23 protein-coding genes and 1 pseudogene are annotated in these 22,102 nt (G+C 65.5%); 13 read left to right on the forward strand and 11 right to left on the reverse strand.

All coding sequences use genetic code 11. The features are described from left to right. Positions 1–122: 122 nt before the first annotated feature. Together ASC75_RS22770 and ASC75_RS22775 are read left to right on the forward strand one after the other, a co-directional pair. On the forward strand, positions 123–587 hold the full coding sequence (locus ASC75_RS22770) for a hypothetical protein (RefSeq protein WP_055980906.1): 465 nt from the start codon (positions 123–125) through the stop codon (positions 585–587). Between the two features lie 108 nt (positions 588–695). Beyond that, positions 696–1,289 (forward strand): hypothetical protein, encoded by a 594-nt coding sequence (locus tag ASC75_RS22775; protein WP_055980909.1) that lies wholly within the window; start codon positions 696–698, stop codon positions 1,287–1,289. A 2-nt stretch (positions 1,290–1,291) separates the two neighbouring features. On the opposite strand, the gene ASC75_RS26235 is transcribed toward ASC75_RS22775, so the two are convergent. Beyond that, positions 1,292–1,606, reverse strand: a complete 315-nt coding sequence (locus ASC75_RS26235; RefSeq protein WP_156381362.1) for a hypothetical protein — start codon at positions 1,604–1,606, stop codon at positions 1,292–1,294. A gap of 651 nt (positions 1,607–2,257) precedes the next feature. Between ASC75_RS26235 and ASC75_RS22780 the strand changes: the two are divergent. Next, positions 2,258–2,536: pseudogene (locus ASC75_RS22780) on the forward strand (GIY-YIG nuclease family protein); the annotation flags it as partial. A 495-nt stretch (positions 2,537–3,031) separates the two neighbouring features. Here ASC75_RS22780 and lepA read toward each other — a convergent pair. Both lepA and ASC75_RS22790 read right to left on the reverse strand, forming a co-directional pair. Next, positions 3,032–4,840 carry a translation elongation factor 4 gene (gene lepA, locus ASC75_RS22785; protein ID WP_055980912.1) on the reverse strand — a complete coding sequence of 603 codons (1,809 nt, stop codon included), beginning with the start codon at positions 4,838–4,840 and terminating at the stop codon, positions 3,032–3,034. Positions 4,841–4,892: 52 nt separating this feature from the next. Next, complete coding sequence (locus ASC75_RS22790) at positions 4,893–5,537, reverse strand: TetR/AcrR family transcriptional regulator (protein ID WP_055980915.1); 645 nt, start codon at positions 5,535–5,537, stop codon at positions 4,893–4,895. A gap of 235 nt (positions 5,538–5,772) precedes the next feature. Here ASC75_RS22790 and ASC75_RS22795 point away from each other — a divergent pair, with 235 nt between their 5' ends. Continuing rightward, positions 5,773–6,714: a homocysteine S-methyltransferase family protein gene (locus tag ASC75_RS22795; protein ID WP_055980918.1), complete on the forward strand. Its 942-nt coding sequence runs from the start codon at positions 5,773–5,775 to the stop codon at positions 6,712–6,714. 45 nt (positions 6,715–6,759) lie between these two features. Here ASC75_RS22795 and ASC75_RS22800 read toward each other — a convergent pair whose 3' ends face one another. Together ASC75_RS22800 and ASC75_RS22805 are read right to left on the reverse strand one after the other, a co-directional pair. Beyond that, on the reverse strand, positions 6,760–7,080 hold the full coding sequence (locus ASC75_RS22800) for a hypothetical protein (RefSeq protein ID WP_244487916.1): 321 nt from the start codon (positions 7,078–7,080) through the stop codon (positions 6,760–6,762). 48 nt (positions 7,081–7,128) lie between these two features. Continuing rightward, positions 7,129–7,443, reverse strand: coding sequence for a hypothetical protein (locus ASC75_RS22805; protein WP_055980921.1), 315 nt, complete (start codon positions 7,441–7,443; stop codon positions 7,129–7,131). 275 nt (positions 7,444–7,718) lie between these two features. Here ASC75_RS22805 and ASC75_RS22810 point away from each other — a divergent pair, with 275 nt between their 5' ends. From ASC75_RS22810 to ASC75_RS22825, 4 genes are all read left to right on the forward strand, one after another. Continuing rightward, positions 7,719–8,315, forward strand: coding sequence for a GNAT family N-acetyltransferase (locus tag ASC75_RS22810; RefSeq protein WP_082496718.1), 597 nt, complete (start codon positions 7,719–7,721; stop codon positions 8,313–8,315). A gap of 37 nt (positions 8,316–8,352) precedes the next feature. After that, positions 8,353–9,102 (forward strand): hypothetical protein, encoded by a 750-nt coding sequence (locus ASC75_RS22815; protein ID WP_055980924.1) that lies wholly within the window; start codon positions 8,353–8,355, stop codon positions 9,100–9,102. Positions 9,103–9,421: 319 nt separating this feature from the next. Beyond that, on the forward strand, positions 9,422–9,733 hold the full coding sequence (locus tag ASC75_RS22820) for a hypothetical protein (RefSeq protein WP_055980927.1): 312 nt from the start codon (positions 9,422–9,424) through the stop codon (positions 9,731–9,733). A gap of 164 nt (positions 9,734–9,897) precedes the next feature. Continuing rightward, positions 9,898–10,236, forward strand: coding sequence for a hypothetical protein (locus ASC75_RS22825; RefSeq protein ID WP_055980930.1), 339 nt, complete (start codon positions 9,898–9,900; stop codon positions 10,234–10,236). A 56-nt stretch (positions 10,237–10,292) separates the two neighbouring features. Here the strand turns inward: ASC75_RS22825 and ASC75_RS22830 are convergent, their stop codons facing one another. Both ASC75_RS22830 and ASC75_RS22835 read right to left on the reverse strand, forming a co-directional pair. Next, positions 10,293–11,279 carry a carbon-nitrogen hydrolase family protein gene (locus tag ASC75_RS22830; protein ID WP_055980933.1) on the reverse strand — a complete coding sequence of 329 codons (987 nt, stop codon included), beginning with the start codon at positions 11,277–11,279 and terminating at the stop codon, positions 10,293–10,295. 270 nt (positions 11,280–11,549) lie between these two features. Further along, a complete protein-coding gene (locus tag ASC75_RS22835; RefSeq protein WP_055980936.1) occupies positions 11,550–13,535 on the reverse strand; it encodes a PhoX family phosphatase in 1,986 nt (661 codons plus the stop codon). 239 nt (positions 13,536–13,774) lie between these two features. Here ASC75_RS22835 and ASC75_RS22840 point away from each other — a divergent pair, with 239 nt between their 5' ends. The 3 genes from ASC75_RS22840 to ASC75_RS22850 all read left to right on the forward strand — a co-directional run bounded on the left by ASC75_RS22840 (position 13,775) and on the right by ASC75_RS22850 (position 16,594). Further along, positions 13,775–14,461, forward strand: a complete 687-nt coding sequence (locus tag ASC75_RS22840; protein WP_055980940.1) for a phosphatase PAP2 family protein — start codon at positions 13,775–13,777, stop codon at positions 14,459–14,461. Between the two features lie 90 nt (positions 14,462–14,551). Continuing rightward, a complete protein-coding gene (locus ASC75_RS22845) occupies positions 14,552–14,794 on the forward strand; it encodes a helix-turn-helix transcriptional regulator (protein WP_055980943.1) in 243 nt (80 codons plus the stop codon). A gap of 84 nt (positions 14,795–14,878) precedes the next feature. Continuing rightward, a complete protein-coding gene (locus ASC75_RS22850; RefSeq protein WP_156381363.1) occupies positions 14,879–16,594 on the forward strand; it encodes a SulP family inorganic anion transporter in 1,716 nt (571 codons plus the stop codon). 95 nt (positions 16,595–16,689) lie between these two features. Here ASC75_RS22850 and ASC75_RS22855 read toward each other — a convergent pair whose 3' ends face one another. Next, positions 16,690–17,946 carry an Hsp70 family protein gene (locus tag ASC75_RS22855; protein ID WP_055980946.1) on the reverse strand — a complete coding sequence of 419 codons (1,257 nt, stop codon included), beginning with the start codon at positions 17,944–17,946 and terminating at the stop codon, positions 16,690–16,692. Between the two features lie 209 nt (positions 17,947–18,155). Here ASC75_RS22855 and ASC75_RS22860 point away from each other — a divergent pair, with 209 nt between their 5' ends. Beyond that, positions 18,156–18,773, forward strand: a complete 618-nt coding sequence (locus ASC75_RS22860; RefSeq protein WP_055980948.1) for a LysE family translocator — start codon at positions 18,156–18,158, stop codon at positions 18,771–18,773. 152 nt (positions 18,774–18,925) lie between these two features. Further along, positions 18,926–19,906, forward strand: coding sequence for a cysteine synthase A (gene cysK / locus ASC75_RS22865; protein WP_055980951.1), 981 nt, complete (start codon positions 18,926–18,928; stop codon positions 19,904–19,906). 23 nt (positions 19,907–19,929) lie between these two features. On the opposite strand, the gene ASC75_RS22870 is transcribed toward cysK, so the two are convergent. From ASC75_RS22870 to ASC75_RS22880, 3 genes are all read right to left on the reverse strand, one after another. Further along, complete coding sequence (locus ASC75_RS22870; protein ID WP_055980954.1) at positions 19,930–21,174, reverse strand: DUF6596 domain-containing protein; 1,245 nt, start codon at positions 21,172–21,174, stop codon at positions 19,930–19,932. Positions 21,175–21,176: 2 nt separating this feature from the next. Further along, on the reverse strand, positions 21,177–21,524 hold the full coding sequence (locus ASC75_RS22875) for a YciI family protein (RefSeq protein WP_055981055.1): 348 nt from the start codon (positions 21,522–21,524) through the stop codon (positions 21,177–21,179). Positions 21,525–21,691: 167 nt separating this feature from the next. Beyond that, complete coding sequence (locus tag ASC75_RS22880) at positions 21,692–22,015, reverse strand: hypothetical protein (RefSeq protein WP_055980956.1); 324 nt, start codon at positions 22,013–22,015, stop codon at positions 21,692–21,694. Positions 22,016–22,102: the final 87 nt, after the last annotated feature.

The following is a 22,102-nucleotide window of genomic DNA, read 5'->3' on the forward strand; positions in this document are numbered from 1 at the left end:
TGGCGGGATCGCGGCGGCAGATGAGCCTGCCGCCTGGATTTGGTCAAGCCGCCCCTGACAACTGCTGACAGAAGCCTGTCAGGAGGGGTCGGCTAGTCTCGCCGGCAACTAGGGACGACGGCATGAGCGGCTTCGGCGATTTCGATTTCCTGATCGGCGACTGGACGGTGACCAACGAACGCCTGCGCGAACGACTGGTGGGCTCGGACGACTGGGAGACTTTTATCGCCTTCTCCCGCGTGGAAAAGGTGATGCAGGCGCCCGACGGCACCTTTGGCGGCAATCTCGACCAGATGGCGGTGCCCGAGCGCGGCTTCACCGGCATGACGCTGCGCCTCTACAACCCCGGGACCGGGCTGTGGTCGATTTACTGGAGCGACACGAAAAGTTTTCGGCTGTTTCCGCCAATGGTGGGACGGTTCGTGGACGGTCGCGGCGTGTTTTATGGCGACGATGTCGAGGGCGGGGTGCCGGTGCGCGTGCGGTTTTTGTGGACGGGCGGGGAGGAACCGCGCTGGGAACAGGCGATGTCTAGGGATGATGGTGGGACGTGGGAGGTGAATTGGGTGATGCGGTTTGGGAGGTGAGAGAACATGTCAAATCCGCTTTGAAACAAGCCGACCAACGTCCAACCGAATTCATCGAATATTAACCATTATATTCTTTTAATACTCATTATTATCGGGAGCTAGCCCATGGACGCTACGTATCACCTAAACGGCGGCTTCAAGCCAACGATGAAACGGTTTGCCGATCTGGCTGGTCCCGACTATTTTCCGACGCCCGCATGGGCGACCCATGCGTTGATGGAAAATGAGAATTTTGAAGGCGAGATATGGGAGTGCGCCTGCGGCGACGGCGCTATGTCCCGCGTCCTCGAAAAGCGCGGCAACCCCGTGCGAAGTTCAGATCTGTACGATCGCGGGTATGGTCAATCGGGCATAGACTTCACGCGAGCAACCGGTTTGGTTGACAATATCGTGACAAACCCGCCTTATAACAGTGCGGAGGAGTTCGTCCGCACTGGCGTTAGTATTGCGCGCAACAAATTTGCATTGCTGTTGCGACTAGCCTTCTTGGAAGGCGCAAACCGCGCTCGTACAATTTTCAGCGACTGCCCGCCGGCACGGGTTTGGGTCTTCAGTGAAAGAATAACATTCTACCCAGCCGGAGCAGTTCAAGCCGGCTCCGGCACAACAGCATATGCTTGGTTCGTTTGGGACAAGTCCGTTTCCGATGGTACCGAGCTAAAATGGCTGCAGCCCGGATACAAAGCGCGTTTCGCCTAAACTTATCTATTTTCGATGCGCAATCGCCCCATCGCTGTAATTTCGTAACCACCATTGACGGCAGCCAGAAGCCCCTCGGCTATATAATTTCCGGCAGTGTTGTGGTGCGATCGTATATTACGAACACGCTGCTCCCACACTTCTTCATTCGGACGAGTATCCGATTGCGCCTGATCCTCAGGTGTAAGCACCAATCGGCCCGGAATTTCCAATATTAGCTGCTGTACAGATGCACGACCATTAGGCCGCTCATATAGGATTTGCAACACCACAGCCGACAGTTCGGCTTCAGTTGTTCGGTTCTGCGCGTCTGGCATACGTCCCCCTACCCTGCTCCCACTCGTCGATTTTGTTGCATCTAGACGGAGCGACGTCAACGTCGTTTCATTTGATTTAGTTAGCTGCTATTCTTTAACTAACTTTGAGATGCGCAGCCTCACGGGCTGGTCAGAGGAATTTATCTTAGCGATCAGGGTACAGAGGTGCCTAGGAAACCGGACACAGCGCCCCAGCCGGTCGCCCAGATGCGATACGCAGGCGGGCTCGGCTCAAAAAGTGCAGCGGCCGAGCAAAAGCGCCTCGGCAGCCCTCATGGTGAGCCTGTCGAACCACGCGGGCGCTTGGCGCCACATCCCCAAACTCCATGGTTCGACAGGCTCACCATGAGGGAGTTGGGTGGGCGGCGCCCCAAAGCCCTCGTGGTTCGACCGTTCAGCAAGCTCACGGCTCACCATGAGGGTTTTGGACGGGCGGCGCCAAGTTCTGGATCGTCGCCACTGAGTGGGAGGGACGGTTGCGAGAGGCGGAGGCGCTCCAGTAGCCCTCATTCTCACCATGAGGGTTTTGGGGGAGCGCTGCGTTCTCGGCTCATTCTGCGAAAAGCTCAGGACGAACGCTTGCCGCGGCCAATTCTGCTTCAGTCCTGATAAAGTACATCTTCCGCGTTTTGCTTGAGGGAGCGTGCGCGCATGGAAGTCACCGTCTACATCCTGCGCTGCGCGGATGGCTCTTACTACACAGGCCTGACCAAACAGCAGATCGAGGCGCGGGTGTGGGAGCACAATGAGGGCGTTTATGACGGCTACACCGCCAAGCGTCGGCCAGTGGAGCTGGTGTTCACCGAAACATATGACCGGATCGTGGAGGCGATCGAGCGCGAACGGCAGATCAAGGGCTGGACGCGTGCCAAGAAGGAAGCGCTGATTGCGCTGGCCTATGACAGGCTGCCGGAACTGGCGAAGAACAGACAAGGGGTCGAGTTCACGCCGTGGTGGAAGCGGTCGGGCGAAGGCGATGATGAACCGGATTCGGATGGTTCGACAGGCTCACCATGAGGGCGGTGGGTGCGGCGGCCCCAAGACCCTCGTGGTTCGACCGTCCCAAGCTCACGGCAACCACGAGTGTTTTGGGTGGGTTGCGTAAAGTTCTGGGTCGTCGCGACTCAGAGGGAAGACGGCCGTGGCAGGCGAAGGCGCTCCAGTAGCCCTCATGGTGAGCCTGTCGAACCACGAGGGCGCAAGGCGCCATATTCTGGACGCCCCAAAACGTCATGGTTCGACCGTTCGACAAGCTCACGGCTCACCATGAGGGTTTTGGGGGAGCCCGTCATCGACGTGCACCGCTGATCTGCGACGAAGCTTGGTTGGTGAGGTAGCGCTGCCCCTCATCCGGCCCTGCGGGCCTAACCCCCACCCGGCGGCTGCGCCGCCACCCTCCCCACAAGGGGGAGGGTAAGGGCAGTGCTAGTTATCGCCCATCTTGAGCGCCTGGATGAAGGCCTCTTGCGGGATGTCGACCTTGCCGAACTGGCGCATGCGCTTCTTGCCCTCTTTCTGCTTCTCGAGCAGCTTGCGCTTGCGGGTGACGTCGCCGCCGTAGCACTTGGCGGTGACGTCCTTGCGCAGCGCCGAGATGGTCTCACGCGCAATGACCTTGCCGCCGATGGCGGCCTGGACCGGGATCTTGAACATGTGCTGGGGGATCAGCTCCTTGAGCTTCTCGACCATGACGCGGCCGCGCTTTTCAGCCGCGGTGCGGTGGACGAGCATCGACAGCGCGTCGACCGGTTCCTCGTTGACCAGGATCGACATCTTGACGAGGTCGCCTTCCTTGTAGTCGGTGAGGTGGTAGTCGAAGGAGGCGTAGCCCTTGGAGATCGACTTGAGGCGATCGTAGAAGTCGAACACCACCTCGTTGAGCGGCAGGTCGTAGACCAGCATGGCGCGCTTGCCGACATAGCTGAGGTCGGCCTGGATGCCGCGACGCTCCTGGCAGAGCTTGAGGATCGAGCCGAGATAGTCATCGGGGGTCAGGATGGTGGCGCGGATCCACGGCTCCTCGATGGAGGCGATCTTGACCACGTCGGGCATGTCGGCGGGGTTGTGCAGCTCCTTGGTCGAACCATCGTTGAGGTTCATGCGGTAGACGACGGAAGGGGCGGTGGCGATGAGGTCGAGGTTGAACTCGCGCTCGAGCCGCTCCTGGATGATCTCGAGGTGCAGCAGGCCGAGGAAGCCGCAGCGGAAGCCGAAGCCGAGTGCGGCCGAGGTTTCCATTTCGAAGGAGAAGCTGGCGTCGTTGAGGCGCAGCTTGCCCATGGCGGCGCGCAGGTCCTCGAAGTCGGCGGCGTCGACCGGGAACAGGCCGCAGAACACCACCGGCTGGGCCGGCTTGAAGCCCGGCAGGGCTTTTGCGGTGGGGCGCTTGTCCTCAGTGATGGTGTCGCCGACGCGGGTGTCGGCCACTTCCTTGATCGAGCCGGTGAAGAAGCCGAACTCGCCGGGGCCGAGCTCGTCGACCTGGACCATCTTGGGGGTGAAGACGCCAGTGCGCTCGACCAGGTACTTGGCGTTGGTCTCCATCATGCGGATGGTCTGGCCCTTCTTGAGCTTGCCATCGATGATGCGCACCAGCACGATGACGCCGAGATAGGTGTCGTACCAGCTGTCGACCAGCATCGCCTTGAGCGGCGCGTCGATGTCGCCCTCGCGCGGCGGCGGCAGCTGGGTGACGATCGCCTCCAGCACGTCCTCGATGCCAAGGCCGGTCTTGGCCGAGATGTGCACGGCCTGGGAGGCGTCGATGCCGATGACTTCCTCGACCTGCTCCTTGATGCGCTCGGGCTCGGCGGCGGGCAGGTCGATCTTGTTGAGCACCACGACGATCTCGTGGTTGTTGTCGATGGCCTGGTAGACGTTGGCGAGCGTCTGGGCCTCGACGCCCTGGGAGGCGTCGACGACGAGCAGCGAGCCCTCGCAGGCCGACAGCGAGCGCGACACCTCATAGGCGAAGTCGACGTGGCCGGGCGTGTCGATCAGGTTGAGGACGTAGTCCTCGCCATTGTTGGCCTTGTAGTTGAGGCGGACGGTCTGGGCCTTGATGGTGATGCCGCGCTCGCGCTCGATGTCCATGTTGTCGAGGACCTGCTCGGTCATCTCGCGCAGTTCCAGCCCGCCGGTGGACTGGATCAGCCGGTCGGCAAGCGTCGACTTGCCGTGGTCGATGTGGGCAACGATGGAGAAATTGCGGATGTGGTCGAGCGGTGTGGTCATGCGCCGCGCTTTAGCAGGGGCGGCAAGCGTTAACAAGCGCGGCTTTGCGACCTCAGGCGGTGGCGGGCTGGACCGGGCGGACGGCCTCGGCGGGACCAAACAGCATCTTGACGAAGCTGCGGAAGGCCAGGACCTGGTGCTCGAGGCGGCGCGGGTCGGCCATCAGCTTGGACATGATGATGCCGCCGTCGACGATGCAGGACATCATGTCGGCGACGGTGTCGAGGTCGACCGCCTCGCGCGGCGGGTGCAGCCGGGCGATCTCGTCGAGCGTGGCGCGGAAACGCGCATTCCAGCCCTGCACCGAACTGGCGGCGATGGCGCGGACCTCGCGGTCGAACATGCGCTCCTGGTAGCAGACCGAGGCGATGAGGCAGCCGGGGTGGCCATTGGGCAGGTCGGCCATGACCTCGGCGAGCAGCTTGAGGCCGATGAGGAAGGCCTGGAGCGGGTCGTCGGAGAGCTGGCGGCCGCGGCCGAAGACGTCGTCGAAGACGCGGTCGTTGGCCGCGACGTAGCGCAGCAGCATGGCGCGGGCGAGCTCGTTCTTGTCCTTGAAGTGGTAGAAGAAGCCGCTCTTGGTGATGCCGGCCTCGGCGATGACTTCATCGATGGACGTGGCGCCGAAACCCTTGGCGAGCACCGACATCTCGGCGATCGCGAGAATCCGCTCACGGGTTTCGAGGCCCTTGCCCATATCCGATCCGAAACGCTGTACCCGAGGTACGGTTTTTGGCCCCGGCAGAATATCACCGATGACGCATACGCCGCCACAGGCTTGGCCAAACCATTGGAATTTTTACCTGTTTCACGATGCGACGACCACCGCACCGCAAGATTTCTAGTTCCGAAGCAACGGCTGGGCGACACTTTCGCCATTCCCGATGCCGGGCCGTGCGGCAGGACGGGAACCGTTGGTATCGGAGACTAAGATGGCCAAGTACCGCAACGACCTGCCGCAGATGAAGGGCGGACTGTTCCTCAGCGACGGCGGCATGGAAACGACGCTGATTTTCCATGACGGCGTCGAGCTGCCGCATTTCGCCTCCTTCGTGCTGCTCGACAGCGCCGAGGGCCGGGCACGGCTGAAGGGCTATTACGAGAAATATCTCGACATCGCCCGCCGGCGCGGCACCGGCTTCGTGCTCGACAGCGCGACGTGGCGCGCCAACCCCGACTGGGGCACGAAGCTGGGCTACGGGGCGGAGGCGCTGAAGGCAATCAACGTCGGCTCGATCCGCCTGCTCGAAGAGCTACGCGACGCGTGGGAAGCACCGGAGACGCCGCTGGTGGTGAGCGGTGCCATCGGCCCGCGCGGCGACGGCTACAAGGCCGGCAACATGGATGCGCGGGAGGCCGAAGCCTACCACGCGGCCCAGATCGCCAGCTTTGCCGAGGCCGGCGCCGACATGGTGGCGGCCTATACGCTGACCAACATCGACGAGGCGATCGGCATCGCCCGCGCGGCGAAAAAGCTCGGCATGCCGTGCATGATCTCGTTTACGGTGGAGACCGACGGCAGGCTGGTGACGGGGAAGACGCTGAAGGAGGCGATCGAGACGACCGACCGCGAGACCGGCGCCTACCCGCTCTATTACATGATCAACTGCGCCCATCCGAGCCATTTCGCCCCGGCGCTGGCGGCGGGCGAACAATGGCTCCAGCGGGTGGCCGGCGTGAAGGCCAACGCCTCGGCCAAGAGCCATGCCGAGCTCGACAATTCGGAAACGCTGGACCCCGGCGATCCCGCCGATCTCGGCCGCCGCTACAGCGCGCTGACGCGGTCGTTTCCGACGATGCGCATCCTCGGCGGCTGCTGCGGCACCGACCACCGCCACATCGCGGCGATCTGCGAAGCCTGCCTGCCGAACTGAGGCACGGCGCCGCCGCGGCCCTCGCACAGGGCGAGCGGGCCGCGGTCAGGCCGTTCCGGCAATCGCCATGGAGCGGAGGTCGCGGCCCTTGCGGCGGGTGCAGGCGGCCAGCAGCGCCGAGCAGAGAATGTCGACATCGGTGCCTTCGCGCGGGCACCAGCCGCACGGGCAGGCAGCCGGCCCGGAGTGGGCATCCGCGGTCTCGCGGTAGATCGAACCCACGGCCTGGGCGGCGAGCCGCATGACGACCATCGGCGGCAGGCCCGTCTTGCGCATGACCTCGCAGAATTCGTTCATGATGGTGGCGCGGATATGCGCCTGGGCTTCCTCGTGCCGACGTTCGTTCTCGCTCAGGTGTGCCAACAAGAAAATCTCCAGATCAGAAACGTGTGCGCCCTCGGCGGGGCCTGTGATTCATCGGCCGGGAACGACGGCGGCTGCCACCAGCCGCAGGGCTTCGCGTGCCGCGTCGAGCTGGCGCATCGCCTCGAACAGCGCTTCCTTGTCGCGGCGGTGCATGTCGAGGGCATCGACAAACAGGGTGTTTTCGCCGATCTCGGGCTGCGGCAAGGCATTGAGCCGGCCGAGGCTTTCGTTGGCGATGCGCCGCGCGCTGTCGACCTGCGATTTCAGGGCTTCGACACGACCGAAAAGCGAGAGATAGCGGCCAATGTCCGTTTCGCGGCTGCCTGCTTCGGAAAAGCCCGCGCTGGGAGCGACATGCATCATCCGGTTCGCCTCCTGTGTTCGTCCGACACCATGACCGCGCGCCGAACGATGCGCGGCCATGGCAACCTAACCCGCCGCCCAGGATGAGCCAATACAAAACTGGACTAAAAATATCAAGTTTAAAAACATGACATTCCGGGATGGGTGACAAACGGCAAAGCCGACGTTTCCGCACTGCCCCCGGGCAGCAGCCCAAAGCGCGGTTGACTGGGCTGGCGGCGCGCGCTCCTATATGGACCGCAGCCGGGGGACGGCTGCAGAATGGAGGAGCGGTCATGGCCGAGAAGGCTGCGCACAGTGACGAAGGCCTGACCGCCGAGGCCCGCCCCGCCACCAAGGAAGACGCCGACATCCTGGCAAGGCTGGTGAACATGGCCGGCGACGGCCTGCCGCTGTATCTCTGGACCAAGATGGCCGAAGGCGGCGATCCCTGGGAGATGGGGCGCCAGCGGGCACGGCGCGAAGAGGGCAGCTTCTCGTACCGCAACGCCGTCGTGCTGGAGCACGGCAAGGTGCTGGCCTGCCTGATCGGCTATCCGATCGAGCCGACGATACCCGACCCCGACACGCCCGCGATGTTCGTGCCGTTCAACATGCTCGAGGCGCTGGCCGTCGGCAGCTGGTACGTGAACGTGGTGGCGACGCTGCCCGAGGCGCGGGAACGCGGCTTCGGCTCGCGGCTGCTGGCCATGGCCGACGCAATAGCCGAGGCCACCGGCTGCACGGGCACCAGCCTGATCGTCTCGGACGCCAACGCCACGGCCCGGCATCTCTATGAGAGCGCCGGATACCGCGAGATCGCTACCGAGCCCATGGTCAAGGAGGGCTGGACCGGCGCGGGCGAGAACTGGGTGCTGATGGTCAAGCCGTGAGGCGCTCCGACAGCCCTGCCCGCATGGACCCCCGGACATGACATTCTGCGACGACGCCATGATGGGCTACGACGCCGCGCGCCGGAGCTTCGGCCCAGGCGCGACACTGGATTTCGACGAGGCCTATCGCCTCGCCCACCTGCCGCTGGTGGCGCCGGGCCACCCGGACGCACTGGCCGGCAAGGATGGGACCGACTATCGCAACGGTCGATACGCGACGCCGCGGCATTCGCTGGTCGTGCCTGTCGATGCCGGGGAGCTGGGCAGGTCGAAGGCGTTTCGACGGTTCGAGGCGGAGCTTCGCTCGTTTTCGTTCAGCGACAAGATCGCCTGGCAAATCGGCCGCGAACGCGCTTCCAAGCTGCATGCGACGATCGTCGGCGGCCTTGCCGAAACTGATCTGGCGCGTTGCGCCGATGCCGCCGCGGCGGCTCTCGCCCGGCTGGGCGCACTCTCCCTGCGCATCGGCGGGCCGTTCCTCGGCCGGATCAACACCGGCCGCATCTACCTGCCGGTCTATCCCTGTTGCCGCGACGGCGAGGACGTGTTCGCGCTCGTCCAGCGGGCATGCGGCGCGCGGCAGACCCGCTTCTACGTGGTCGGCTGCTATCACTTCGCGGCGGCGCTGAGCGTTGCCGAGACGGCCGATCTGTCGGGGCTGGCGGAGCGGTGGCGCCGGCGCATCCTGGCCGAACTGCCGGTGACGTCGCTGGCAGTGATGGCGACGAACGACGACCTGGCGCTTTCCGGGCGGGTGGTTGCGGCAATCCCGGCGGGAGGTGGCTAGGCTGTCAATTGACCCTTGCGATTGCATTACACTGGGTCTGACGGCTGGGATTGCTACCGCGCGAAGGTGCAGTCGGAAGATACGGCTGCCGTTCTGGGCCGCCGTGCCCTTCATTGATGTCACGGCATGGCGACGTCGAAGTCGGCGCAGGGGATGGATTGCCGCATATCCATGTCCGGTTGTCGTGGCATGAAAGCAAAACTGGAGTTCGCCAGAACTTTTTCCCTATCCGGCGTGAACCTTCTTCCCCTGCCAGGACACACACGATCGTGGCGGCCGGAAAGCCGCAAGATCAAGGTGTCCCAGAGGAGAACCCGAAATGACGACCATGACCAACAGCATCATCCGTTCGTCGCTGATCGCGACGCTTGCCCTGTCGATGTCGGCCTTTGCCGGCGCTGCCTCCGCAGCCCAGCTCAAGGCCCGCGTGCCGGCACCACCGCCGCACCCGCTCGGCCTCAAGGCGCCGGGCGGCGGCGGACAGGCACAGGGCCATGTCGAGACGTGCAACAACAAGGCATCGTGCAACCTGATGATCGCCTATTGCGCCGGCCATGGCGGCGACTGGGAAGAAACCGGCACCCCCGGCCCGCAGGGCGAACCGCAGAAAGGCAAGTGTACCTATCCCTGATGGCATCAGGGGCTCCCAAGACGTGAAGCTGCCCGCCCTCCCGTCTCCGGACGGGAGGGTTTTTGCGCGGGATGCCGCGATAGCGTTGGACCGTGTCGCCGCGCTGCTTGACGTTGGGGCGGCATTCGGAGCAAATCGCGGGCATTCTCGGGAGCTTGCCTCACATGTCAGTTATCGGCCTTTCACTGATTGGTTTTTCGACCGTCATCTTCCTGATCGCCGCTATGGTGGCCAAGACCTGGGGCATCGAGCCGACCATCGGCAAGCTGGTGGTGACGCTGCTCCTCTATTCCCTCGGCAACCTCATCATGCTGCGCCTGGTGCGCGACTTCGGCATGTCGGTGTCGTTCTCGCTGTCGGCCGTCATCCAACTGATCGCCGTCAACCTCGTCGCCATCGTCTATTTCGGCGAGAAGCTGAGCGGCATCCAGGGCATCGGCGTCGGGCTCGCGGTCGTGGCCGTGGCGCTGATCACGCTCGGGCCGGCGCTGGCCGGGAAGTAAGGCCGCGGGCGATCGGGACCGGTCCGCCCGCAGTGGTCGGTGCCCTTTCCTAAAGTCTAGAAGCTGTCGCGATCGTCGCTACGCGGGTCGCCATTCACCAGATGCGGTTCGTAGATGCCCGAGCGAGCGGTGCGCCGCCAAGGGCGAGACAGGTTCTGTGCATCGCAAGAAATGTCCGCGACGGCGATGGCGGCAGAGCCATCCGCTGGGCACCGCGCGGCCCATCGACCACCCGATGCGATGATGCCGGACGGTGCCGTCGCGCTGTGCTGGGCGTGGACAGCGAAACTGGTCCAGTAGCTGTTGCTGGCCGCATGACCCTGCATCTCGGCAGAAAAACCATCGGGCAAAGCCCCGCCAGTGGTCGAGAACAGCACGCAATCGACATCGAGCCGCTCGTATTCGGCGAAGAGTTCCGGGAAGTGCGACTCCATGCCGAGCGTGCAGCCGAAGCGGACACCGTCAACATCGAAGGTGACCGGGATCGAGCCGGGCGCATACATGAACGAGACCTTGGTGTTGGACAGCATGCGCTCGTCATAGCGCGTCACCAGTTGCCCGCGGTCGGAGACAACGTACAGGGAGTTGTGCGGCCGGTTGGGCTCGGTGAGAGGGTGCACCGAGCCCAAGACCGTCCATAAGCCGAGTTCGCGCGCACATGTCCCAATGGCGTCCAGTTCCTCGCGCAAGACAGCCCATTCGAACCGGGTCCAATCGGATGGGCCGATGTGTTCGCGCCCGGTGCTGGACATGGTGCGTTTGTTGGGGGTGCAGGTCGCGCCCTCGGGGAAATGCACCAGCCGCGCGCCCAGCTGACGCGCCTCGAGCATGAGGCGGCGTATCTCTAACGCGGCACGGCGCAGGCCGGCGATGTCGCGGGGATCGTCGCAGGCAGTGGTCTGGGCGACGGCCAGACGCACGGACCTGGCCTGAGGCTGCGAGTTGCTGGATGGGCGGAGGTGCCTGAGTGCGGAGGTGTAGGACTCGCCTGTCCTGGCAGCACGAGCGCGCACGCGACGCTTGAAGTTTCGGTTTTCGGTCATCGTCGGGGCCTTTCACGTCTCGGACGGCGTTCCCCAGCAACCACACCCGAAACATCAGGACCAAGACAACGACCCGAGACAACTGTCCCTTTGCCTCCTGGGAGGACCATGCTGGGGAAGGTCCGGGGAGGTTGGGCGTGAGCCACGCACAGGCAAAAGATGCCGACGCGTCCCCGATTCGTCAACCGAAACAGATGCACGCAAGCACATCAGAGGCAGGGCAAATGGGGGCCAGGCGGCCCCCATTGTCGTGGCAAGGTTCGGTCGGGCTCAGACCGCGATCTTGCCGCCGCCCTGCCTGGTGATGGCGACGACGGCCGGGCGGACCGGCATGTCGGGCTTGAAGTCGGGCCAGCGGGTCGACAGGTCCTCGTAATAGGACGGGCGGCCGAAACCTTCCCAGTCCTCGCCGCCGTCGCCCGGATGCTGGACGGCGACGAAGGCGGTCTGGTCGTCGGGCGTGAACAGCGGGCCGCACATCTCGGCGCCGACGGGCACGCGGAAGAACAGCTTGGAGGTGGCGCGGGCCTCGCCTTCGGTGTCGACGGCCCAGAGACCGTCGGTGCGGCCGGTGGCCTTGGGCGAGTTGCCGTCGGTCGAGACCCAGAGGCGGCCGGCGGAATCGACGGCGCAGTTGTCGGGCATGCCGAACCAGCCATTCTCGGTGGTCGAGGTCGAGAACGAGGCGCCGACCTCGGCGATCGCCGGGTCGCCGCACTTGAGCAGCACTTCCCACTTGCCCCTGGTGGCGGTGAAGTCGCCGGCGTCCTCGATCAGCTCGATGATGTGGCCGAAGGCGTTTTCGGCGCGCGGGTTGGCGGCGTCGACCTGATCGGCCTTGCGCTTGGTGTTGTTGGTCAGCATGACATAGACCTTGCCGTTGACGGCGTTGGGCTGGATGTCCTCGGGGCGGTCCATCTTGGTGGCGCCGAGCAGGTCGGCGGCGCGGCGGGTCTCGATGACGACGTCGGCCTGGCTGACGAAGCCGTTGTCGGCGGTCAGCGGGCCTTCGCCCTGGACCAGCGGCAGCCATTCGAAGGCGCCGTCCTCGGCGAACCTGGCGACGTAGAGCGTGCCGTCGTCGAGCAGGTCGAGATTGGCGGCGCGGTCCTGCGCATTGAACTTGCCCGCGGTGACGAACTTGTAGACGTAGTCGAAGCGCTCGTCGTCGCCGAGGTAGAAGACGACGCGGCCGTCGGAGGCGACGATCGATTCCGCGCCCTCGTGCTTGAAGCGGCCGAGCGCAGTGCGCTTCTTGGGCAGCGAGGTCGGGTCGTTGACGTCGACCTCTACGATCCAGCCGAAGCGGTTGGGCTCGTTGGGCTCCTTGGAGACGTCGAAGCGGTCGTAGAACTTGAACCACTCATAGGTGCCTTCGGGCACGCCGAGGCGCTCGTAGTTGGCGGCTTCGGGGTGGTCGGCGGGCAGCTCGCCGCCGAAATAGCCGTGGAAATTTTCCTCGGCCATGATGTAGGTGCCCCAGGGCGTGACGCCGCCGGCGCAGTTGTTGAGCGTGCCGAAGACCTTGGTGCCGGTGGCGTCGGCATTGGTCTTGAGGCGGTCGTGGCCGGCGGCCGGGCCGGTCAGCTGCATCTCGGTGGTGGCGGTGATGCGGCGGTTGAGCTTGCCGTCGCGGACGACCTGCCACTTGCCGGCGTCCTTGCGGATCTCGACGATCGAGCCGCCATGGGCGGCCAGCTCGATGTCGACGCGCTTCTGGTCGGCGGAAGACACCTCGATCTTGCCGTCGACGAGCTTGACGATGCCCGGGAACATCAGGTGCTCGTTGGTGTATTCGTGGTTGACGACGAGCAGGCCGTGCTCGGACGAGCCTTCGAGCTCGATGTAGCCGACATAGTCGTTGTTGTAGCCGAACTGCCTGGCCTGGGCTTCCGCCGACTGGTTGAGCGGGTCGAATTCGGGCGCATCGGCGAAGATCGGATCACCCCAGCGCAGCAGCACGTCGGCGTCGTAGCCGGCGGCGACATGGTGCTTGTCGTCGATGCCGGCCGCGACCTCGTCGAAGGTGAAGGCCGAGCCGCCGGCGGCGCGGGCATCGTCGGCGAGGATGATGGCGATGGGGCTGACGGTGGCGGCGATGGCCGAGACGGCGAGCGAGCCCTGGAGGAAGCCGCGGCGCGAGAAGCGCCGGGCGATGATGTCGCCCATGGTGCGGTTGTCGGTCGGGTTGTGGCCGGGGCCGTCATTGTCCTCGAGCATCGACGTGCGGAACTTCTGATCGTGGGGCTGGCTCATCTGGTAACCTCTGGCGGGTGTTCGGCTTGGGGTTCGCCGAGACCGCTAGTTGCCGCGCATAACAGCAGCATGACAGTGTGGCCGAAAATCCGCCCTGCCGCCAAACGTGACCGGCGCGAGCGCGCTGCGACCTTTTGCATGCATGCCTTTTCTTTGGGAAAGAGCTCCCCACTTGTTCCGAACTTGTTGCGAACGGGCCCGGAAGCGGCCATCCCAAGGTGGAAGGGAACGGCACGACGATGCATCAGAGCTTGTGGAACAGGATCGAATTCTCGCTGTTGGCGGCGGGTATCATCATCGCCGGCGGGCTGTGGGGCTTCGTCGAGCTGTCCGAGGTGGCGCGCGACGCGGCGCCGCACGCCTTCGACACCGACATCCTGCTGTTCTTCCGCGAAGCCGGCAACCCGGCCGACCCGATCGGCCCGTCATGGCTGGAAGAGGCGATGCGAGACATCACCGCGCTCGGCAGCGCCTCGGTGCTGATCTACATCACCGCCATCGTCGTCATCTATCTCGGCATGACCCGGCGCTGGGGTCCGGCACTGTTCGTGTTCGCCTCGGTGGCCGGCGGCCAGGTGCTGTCGAGCCTGCTCAAGCTCGGCATCGACCGTCCCAGGCCCGACCTGGTGCCGCATCTGGCGCAGGTCTACACGATGAGCTTTCCCAGCGGTCACGCGATGCTGTCGGCGGTGACCTATCTGACGCTGGGCGCGCTTCTGGCGCGGTTCCTGCCGGGACGGGCGACGACGATCTTCGTCTTCGCCGTCGCCATCCTGACGACCCTGATGGTCGGCATCAGCCGCATCTATCTCGGCGTCCACTGGCCTTCGGACGTGCTGGCCGGCTGGTGCGCCGGCTTTGCCTGGGCGACGCTGTGCTGGCTGGTCAGCCGCTATTTGATGCGGCCGAAAATCGGCGAGGCATGACACACGCTACAGGCATCAATAATGATGCTTGAAACATCAACATGAATGTATGATACATTGATGTTGCGGATCGAGACGGGAACATCTCAAGTGATCACAGCCGCACAGATGCGCGCCGCACGAGCGCTGGCAGGCATCGACCAGAAGACGCTCGCCGAACTGGCGGGGGTTTCGGTGCCGACGATCCAGCGCATGGAAGCGAGCGAGGGCGTGGTGCGCGGCGTGGTCGACACGCTGACCAAGGTCATCGAGGCGCTTGATGCCGCCGGCGTGGAGCTGATCGGCGAGAGCGACAGCGGCGGCCGGGGCGTGCGCCTGAAGAAGAAGGCCTGAGCTCTTAACGATCCGCGTGATGTAGCCGCGACGGCGACCGCCGACAGTCCTGCCGACGATCCCGCCGCGTTGCGACGTGGTGGGATGATGGACGCAGGCAGCAAATCAGGGCAACAGGACCAGCACAGGCAGCCGAGCTTCGCGGAGCTGTTCACGCCGAAGCTGGTGACGGTCTTGCGCGAGGGTTATGGCGCAAGCCAGTTCAGGGCCGATGCGATTGCCGGGCTGACGGTGGCGATCGTGGCATTGCCGCTGTCGATGGCGATCGCCATCGCATCGGGCGTCTCGCCCGACAAAGGCCTGTTCACCGCGATCGTCGGCGGTTTCATCGTCTCGGCGCTCGGCGGCAGCCGTTTCCAGATCGGCGGGCCGGCGGGCGCCTTCATCGTGCTGGTGGCGGCGACGGTGGCGCGCGAGGGCGTCGAGGGCCTTTTGCTGGCAACGATGATGGCCGGCGTCATGCTGGTCGCGATCGGCTATCTCAGGCTCGGCACCTACATCAAGTTCATCCCCTACCCCGTCACGGTGGGCTTCACCGCCGGCATCGCCGTCATCATCTTCGCCAGCCAGCTGAGCGAGATGTTCGGCCTGACGCTGGCCGGCAAGGAACCGGGAGCGCTGCTGCCTAAGCTCGAGGCGCTGGCGCTGGCGGCACGCACGGCCAATCCGTCGGCGCTGGCGGTGACGGCGCTGACGATCGGCACCATCCTCGTGCTCAAGCGTGCCAGGCCGCACTGGCCCGGCATGCTGATCGCCGTCGGCGTGGCAGCGCTCGCCACGGCATTGCTGGCGTTGCCGGTGGAGACCATCGGCACGCGCTTCGGCGGCATTCCGCGCAGCCTGCCCTGGCCGTCCCTGCCCGCCTTCAGCGTGGACAAGGCGATGGCCGTGCTGCCCGACGCGGTGGCCTTTGCGCTGCTCGGCGCCATCGAATCCCTGCTATCGGCGGTCGTCGCCGACGGCATGACCGGGCGGCGGCACCGGTCCAATTGCGAGCTGGTGGCGCAGGGATTTGCCAATATCGGCTCGGCGCTGTTCGGCGGAATCTGCGTCACCGGCACCATTGCCCGCACCGCGACCAATGTGCGGGCCGGCGCGCATGGGCCGGTGTCGGGCATGCTGCATGCGTTGTTCCTGCTCGCCTTCATGCTGGTGGCAGCACCGCTCGCCTCCTACATCCCACTGGCGGCCCTGGCCGGCGTGCTTGCGGTCGTTGCCTGGAACATGGTCGAGAAGCAGGCCTTCGCGACGCTGATCCGCTCGTCATGGGGCGACGCGCTGGTGCTGATGGTGACGTTCCTCCTGGTGGTGTTCCGCGACCTGACCGAAGGCATCGTGGTTGGCTTTGCGCTGGGCTCCATCCTGTTCATCGACCGCATGGCCAAGAGCATCGCGGTGGAGAGCGACCGGCCGCTGGTGCAGGAGGACGTGGCCGACGCCAGCAATGGCAGCCGCCATGCCTATGAAGCGAGCGACGCCGGCGATGCCGACACGGTGATCTACCGCATCTCGGGAGCGTTCTTCTTTGGCGCGGCCTCGACCGTGGGAACCGTGCTCGACCGCATCGCCGACCAGCGCAAGAACTTCATCCTCGACTGCTCGGGCGTGCCGTTTCTCGATTCGACGGCGGCGAACGTGCTCGAAGGTGCCGCCCGCAAGGCACGGCAGGCAGGCGTCCGCTTCTTCATCACCGGAGCCTCGCCGCAGATGCGGCGGATGCTGATCAACCACGGCGTCAAGCATCCCGCCGTCAGCTACGCGGCCTCGGTGCGGGACGCGCAGGATTTGCTCAGGGGATAGGCCGCCGCGTTCCGAACCGTGGCGGCGCTCGACCTTCACGGCATGGCCACCACGTCGACGGCAGCAATGCTACTGGCGCATCGGAGATTTGCCCGTCAGCCGAACTTGCGCTGGGCGTCGAGGGCGAGGCCGAGGCCGACGGAGCCGAAGGCATCGCCCTGGACGATCCTGGCTTCCGGCACCAGCGCCAGGATGCTCTGGCGCGCCAGCGGAATGGCGGTCGAGCCGCCGGTGAGGAAGACGGCGGTGATGTCGCCGGCCCGCACCTGCGCTTCTTCAAGCGTATCGGCAACGGTGGCGGTGACGCGGCCGACCGCGGCGCGGATGGTGTCCTCCAGACCCTGCCGGGTCAGCGAGGCGGTGAACTTCGCTGCCGGCAGCGAGACGTCGATGGAGGCTTCGGCGGCATCGGTGAGCTCGATCTTGGCCTTTTCAACCCTGGTCGCCAAGGCATGGCCGAACCGCTGGTCGACGACCTCGATCAGCCGGTCGATGAGTTCGGGACGCTGTGCCTCGAAGCGGATCTGGCGCAGGTCGAGCTTGGCCTTGGGCGTGTAGAGCAGGTTGATGCGCTGCCACGTCGCCAGGTCGATGAAATAGCCGGCAGGCAGGTTGCGCTTGCCGTCCTTGGTCGGCGTGAGATAGCCGAGCTCGGGCATGACATGGGCGATCGAGAGCAGGCGGTCGAAATCGGTACCGCCGATGTGGACGCCGCGATTGGCCAGGATGTCGGCCTTGCGGTCGTTGGAGGCGGCGCGCTCGGGCGAGACGCGGACGATGGAGAAGTCGGAGGTGCCGCCGCCCATGTCGACGATCAGCGCCAGTTCCTCGCCCGTCACGGTGCGCTCGTAATCGAGAGCTGCGGCGATCGGCTCGAACTGGAAGTCGATGTGCTTGAAGCCCTGTGCGCGGGCGGCCTTTTCGAGCTCGCCCTGGGCCGCGGCGTCGGCTTCGGGATTGTCGTCGACGAACTGGACCGGGCGGCCCATCACGACATTTTCGACCGGCTCGCCGACATGGCCTTCGAGGCGGTCCTTGAGATGGCCGACGAACATGCCGATGATGTCGGTGAAGGCGATCTGCCTGGCCTTGATGCGGGTCTTTTCATGCACCAGCGACGAGCCGAGCACGCTCTTGAGCGCGCGCATCAGGCGGCCTTCGGCGCCGTCGGTGTATTCGCCGATGGCGTGGCGGCCCAGTGCCGTCTGGTTGTCTTCGAAGTTGAAGAAGATGGCCGAAGGCAGCGTGACGTTTTCGCCCTCGAGCGCGACGAGGCGCGGGCGGCCGTTCTCGATGACGCCGACGGTGGAGTTGGAAGTGCCAAAGTCTATGCCGCCGAAAGCCGGTCGCATCGTCTCGTCCTGAATTTTTCTGCGTGATCGGGCGGCCGATCCAGTGAAAGGCCGCAGCGGGACCGAGCGCATACACGAGGCAGCGAGCAATGTCGATGTCTGAGGCGCCTTCCGGCAAAATGTGATCGCTGGCCCAACGCCCGCGCCATTCCCCGGATACCGGTTTCGTGGCATAGAGCCGTCGATCAACCGACATCCAGGCCGTTTCCATGACGCTGACAGGATTTCTCGCCTATAGCGGCGCGCTTGCCATTGCCGCCGCCATTCCCGGCCCCGGCGTGACCGCGCTGGTGGCACGGGCGCTGGGCTCGGGCTTCCGCTCGTCGCTCGCCATGTCGCTGGGGCTGGTGGTCGGCGACCTGACCTACCTGACGGCCGTGGTGCTGGGTCTCGCCGTGGTGGCGCAGACCTTCGGCATGGTGTTCCTGCTGGTCAAGTGGCTGGGCGTCGCCTATCTCGCCTGGCTGGCCTGGAACTTCTGGAACAGCGGCATCACGCCCGAAACGATCGAGGCCAAGAAGGGCAAGGGCGGGCTGTTCTCGAGCTTCATCGCCGGCCTGACGGTGACGCTCGGCAACCCGAAGACGATGATCTTCTACCTGGCGATCACGCCGACGGTGGTCGACCTGCGCACGGTGACGCTGGCCGACTACGGCATCCTGGTGGCGATCACCATTGTGGTGCTGCTGATCGTGCTGGTGCCCTACCTGGCGCTCGCCTCGCAGGCGCGCTGGTTCCTGAAGACGCCGCGTGCGCTGAAGGCGCTGAACCGCACGGCGGCCGGCTTCATGGTCGGTGCAGCAGCGGCGATCGCCGTCCGCCAGTAGGCGGCGGACAGGAATTTCATTCCTTGCATTCGGCTTTCCCGGAAACACGTTTCCGGGAAATGGCCCTAATCAGCACGACGCCCACTCGGAATTTGCCGTGCGACACCCTATCTTCGTCGCACCAATCTCAGGCAATTTCGGGAGCGAAATCAATGAACCAGCCCGTCACCTCCACGCGTACGCCCGGTCGCGGCCGCATCTATGGCTCGATCACCGAAACCATCGGCGACACGCCGCTGGTGCGGCTGGACAAGTTCGCCAAGGAAAAGGGAGTGGTGGCGACCCTTTTGGCCAAGCTCGAGTTCTTCAACCCGATCGCCTCGGTCAAGGACCGCATCGGCGTGGCCATGATCGAGGCGCTGGAGGCCGACGGCCGCATCGAGCCGGGCAAGAGCACGCTGATCGAGCCGACCTCAGGCAATACCGGCATCGCGCTCGCCTTTGCCGCCGCCGCCAAGGGCTACAAGCTGATCCTGACCATGCCCGAGACGATGTCGATCGAGCGCCGCAAGATGCTGGCGCTGCTCGGCGCCGAACTGGTGCTGACCGAAGGCGCCAAGGGCATGAAGGGTGCCATCGCCAAGGCCGAGGAGCTGGTGCAGACCATTCCGAACGCCATCATCCCGCAGCAGTTCGAAAACCCGGCCAACCCCGAAATCCACCGCTCGACGACGGCGGAGGAAATCTGGAACGACACGCAGGGCTCGGTCGACATCTTCGTGGCCGGCATCGGCACCGGCGGCACCATCACCGGCGTCGGCCAGGTGATCAAGGCCCGCAAGCCGTCGCTGCACGTGGTTGCCGTCGAGCCGGAAGGATCGCCGATCCTGTCGGGCGGGCAGCCCGGCCCGCACAAGATCCAGGGCATCGGCGCCGGCTTCGCGCCGAAGGTGCTGGACACCACCATCTATGACGAGATCGTCAAGGTCTCGAACGAGGATGCGGTCGCCAACGCGCGGCTGGTCGCGCGGCTGGAAGGCGTGCCGGTGGGCATCTCCTCGGGGGCGGCGCTGCAGGCGGCCGTGGTCGTCGGCTCGCGGCCGGAAAATGCCGGCAAGAACATCGTCGTGGTGATCCCGTCTTTCGCCGAGCGCTATCTGTCGACGGTGCTGTTCGAGGGCCTCGGCGGCTAAGGGGCGACCTTCCCCTTTTCTCTTCAACGGGCGGCGAGAGCCGCCCGTTTTCGTTGCAGGAAGCGGCGGACGGCGGCATCGGTTTCGAGGCCGGTCGCCATCTCGTAGGCCTTGTCGGCGTCGGGGAACCTGCCGGCCAGCGACAGAAGCTCGGCGCTGGCGGCCCAATAGGGCTGGTACTGGCCGAGGCGGGCGTCATCGATGGCGTCGAGCAAAGCGAGGCCCGCTGCCGGGCCGACGGCATAGGCAACCGCGACCGCATGGTTGACGGCGACGACGGGCGAGGCGGTGATCGTCATCAGGCCGGCATAGAGGGAGGCGATCGCCGGCCAGTCGGTGCGGCCGGTGACGCGGCGCGCGGCATGGGCGGACTGGATCGCCGCCTCGATGCGGTAGCGGCCGATGCCGCCGCATGCGCCGGCGCGGCGGAGCAGCGCGTCGGCTTCCGAGATCATGGCCTCGTCCCAGAACCGCGTTTCCTGCTCGCTGAGCGGGACGAACTCGCCGCCGGCATCGCGGCGCGAAGCACGACGGGCTTCGGCGTGCAGCATCAGCGACAACAGCCCGGCCGCCTCGCCCTCGCCGGGCATCAGTTCGACCAGCAGGCGGCCGAGCCAGATGGCTTCGGAAGCAAGGTTGCGGCGGCGGGATTCGGTGCCGGCCGGATCGGCCCAGCCTTCGGCGAAGGCGGCATAGACCGCCTCCAGCACGGCCGAGAGCCGCTCGCCGAGCTCCGCCGCTTCGGGAACGCGGAAGGGGATGCCGGCCTGGCGGATGCGCGCCTTGGCCCGGACCAGGCGCTGGCCCATGGTGGCGGGCGAGACCAGGAAGGCCGAGGCGATGGCGGCGGCATCGAAGCCGAGGATCGCCTGCAGGATCAGCGGCGCGCGCACGCCCGGGTCGATCGCCGGATGGGCGCAGGCGAAGATCAGGCCGAGGCGGTCGTCGGGGAATTTTTCGCGCGCCATCTCCTGTTCCAGCTCCTCGCCGATAAGGCGCAGATGGTCCTGGCCGGCCTCGCCGGCGATGCGCCGCCGCTGCTGGTCGATGGCGCGGCGGCGCGCGACGGTCAGAAGCCAGGCCTCGGGATGACTTGGCACGCCGGTCACCGGCCATTTGACGAGTGCCGCGGCAAAGGCGTCGGCGAGCGCATCCTCGGCCCCGGCGACGTCGCGGCTGCGCGCGGCCAAATAGGCGACCAGCCGGCCATAACTCCGGCGGGCAGCGGCTTCGGCTGCCGCCCGCGCCCGGTCCGCGGCAGAGGCCATGCCTAGCGGGTCGGCCAGACGGGCCGCACTTCGATGGTGCCGTTGCTGGCGCTGGGGCAGCGTGCCGCCCAGTTGAGGGCGGCGTCGAGATCGGGCGCCTCGATGACGTAGAAGCCGCCAAGCTGTTCCTTGGTGGCGGCGAAGGGGCCGTCGAGAACTTCGGTCTTGCCGTCGCGGACGCGCACGACGGTGCCGGTGGCCGAAGGCTGCAGGCGCTCGCCCGAGACCAGCGCGCCGGCCTTGATCAGCGCCTCGTTGTAGGCGGCATAGGGCGCGCCCATCTGCCTTGCCTCTTCGGGGCTGGGAACCTCGCCGGTCTCTTCGAAGTGGATGAGAAGCATGTACTGCATCGTCGTCTCCTGCGTTTCCAACCCGCTTCGTCGCGGGGCAAACGGATGTCGCCCGACGGAGATCGATTTCGACAGGCGCCGGAGACTTTTTCGTCCAGGCAGGGATTTTCGGCAAGGGCCGCGCAGGAGCCGGGCGCTGGACGCTCCGGCTCCGTTACGCGCGTTGCTCAACCGAGCAGCGAGCGCACCCGCTTTTCGCCGCCGGCCTTGCGCCAGGCGTTGAAGCGGTGGGTGGCGGCGGCGAACGAGATCTTCATCGCGCGGGCCACCGAGTAGCGCGAGCTGCCCTCGTCGAACATGCGGTAGCAGCACTCGACGCCGTCGGGCGTCAGCTTGCCGTCGCAGGTCTTGTTGTGCGGATTGGCCGGGTCGAATTTTTCCGGCTGCGGCCCGAGCATGCCCTTGAGGCGCGCGAGATCCGCTTCGATGCTGGCGATCAGCTCGAGCACGGGCTTAGGGTCGATGTGATGCGCGTGCTGCCTGGCCGCCATGGTGCATTCCTTCTATCAGGTGAGATTAGGCTATATAGCCAAACATTGGGCTATAACAAGGAACGTCGTTTCATCGCCCGGCGCGTG

Source organism: Aminobacter sp. DSM 101952 (assembly GCF_001424795.1).
GTDB classification, from domain to species: Bacteria; Pseudomonadota; Alphaproteobacteria; order Rhizobiales; family Rhizobiaceae; genus Aminobacter; species Aminobacter aganoensis.

Excerpts from the sequence above, each read along its gene's own strand:
- ASC75_RS22770 (WP_055980906.1), top strand. The coding sequence starts at position 123 with ATGAGCGGCTTCGGCGATTTCGATTTCCTGATCGGCGACTGGACGGTG.
- ASC75_RS22775 (WP_055980909.1), top strand. The coding sequence starts at position 696 with ATGGACGCTACGTATCACCTAAACGGCGGCTTCAAGCCAACGATGAAA.
- ASC75_RS26235 (WP_156381362.1), bottom strand. The coding sequence starts at position 1,606 with ATGCCAGACGCGCAGAACCGAACAACTGAAGCCGAACTGTCGGCTGTG.
- lepA (WP_055980912.1), bottom strand. The coding sequence starts at position 4,840 with ATGACCACACCGCTCGACCACATCCGCAATTTCTCCATCGTTGCCCAC.
- ASC75_RS22790 (WP_055980915.1), bottom strand. The coding sequence starts at position 5,537 with ATGGGCAAGGGCCTCGAAACCCGTGAGCGGATTCTCGCGATCGCCGAG.
- ASC75_RS22795 (WP_055980918.1), top strand. The coding sequence starts at position 5,773 with ATGGCCAAGTACCGCAACGACCTGCCGCAGATGAAGGGCGGACTGTTC.
- ASC75_RS22805 (WP_055980921.1), bottom strand. The coding sequence starts at position 7,443 with ATGATGCATGTCGCTCCCAGCGCGGGCTTTTCCGAAGCAGGCAGCCGC.
- ASC75_RS22810 (WP_082496718.1), top strand. The coding sequence starts at position 7,719 with ATGGCCGAGAAGGCTGCGCACAGTGACGAAGGCCTGACCGCCGAGGCC.
- ASC75_RS22815 (WP_055980924.1), top strand. The coding sequence starts at position 8,353 with ATGACATTCTGCGACGACGCCATGATGGGCTACGACGCCGCGCGCCGG.
- ASC75_RS22820 (WP_055980927.1), top strand. The coding sequence starts at position 9,422 with ATGACGACCATGACCAACAGCATCATCCGTTCGTCGCTGATCGCGACG.
- ASC75_RS22825 (WP_055980930.1), top strand. The coding sequence starts at position 9,898 with ATGTCAGTTATCGGCCTTTCACTGATTGGTTTTTCGACCGTCATCTTC.
- ASC75_RS22830 (WP_055980933.1), bottom strand. The coding sequence starts at position 11,279 with ATGACCGAAAACCGAAACTTCAAGCGTCGCGTGCGCGCTCGTGCTGCC.
- ASC75_RS22835 (WP_055980936.1), bottom strand. The coding sequence starts at position 13,535 with ATGAGCCAGCCCCACGATCAGAAGTTCCGCACGTCGATGCTCGAGGAC.
- ASC75_RS22840 (WP_055980940.1), top strand. The coding sequence starts at position 13,775 with ATGCATCAGAGCTTGTGGAACAGGATCGAATTCTCGCTGTTGGCGGCG.
- ASC75_RS22850 (WP_156381363.1), top strand. The coding sequence starts at position 14,879 with ATGATGGACGCAGGCAGCAAATCAGGGCAACAGGACCAGCACAGGCAG.
- ASC75_RS22855 (WP_055980946.1), bottom strand. The coding sequence starts at position 17,946 with ATGCGACCGGCTTTCGGCGGCATAGACTTTGGCACTTCCAACTCCACC.
- ASC75_RS22860 (WP_055980948.1), top strand. The coding sequence starts at position 18,156 with ATGACGCTGACAGGATTTCTCGCCTATAGCGGCGCGCTTGCCATTGCC.
- cysK (WP_055980951.1), top strand. The coding sequence starts at position 18,926 with ATGAACCAGCCCGTCACCTCCACGCGTACGCCCGGTCGCGGCCGCATC.
- ASC75_RS22870 (WP_055980954.1), bottom strand. The coding sequence starts at position 21,174 with ATGGCCTCTGCCGCGGACCGGGCGCGGGCGGCAGCCGAAGCCGCTGCC.
- ASC75_RS22875 (WP_055981055.1), bottom strand. The coding sequence starts at position 21,524 with ATGCAGTACATGCTTCTCATCCACTTCGAAGAGACCGGCGAGGTTCCC.
- ASC75_RS22880 (WP_055980956.1), bottom strand. The coding sequence starts at position 22,015 with ATGGCGGCCAGGCAGCACGCGCATCACATCGACCCTAAGCCCGTGCTC.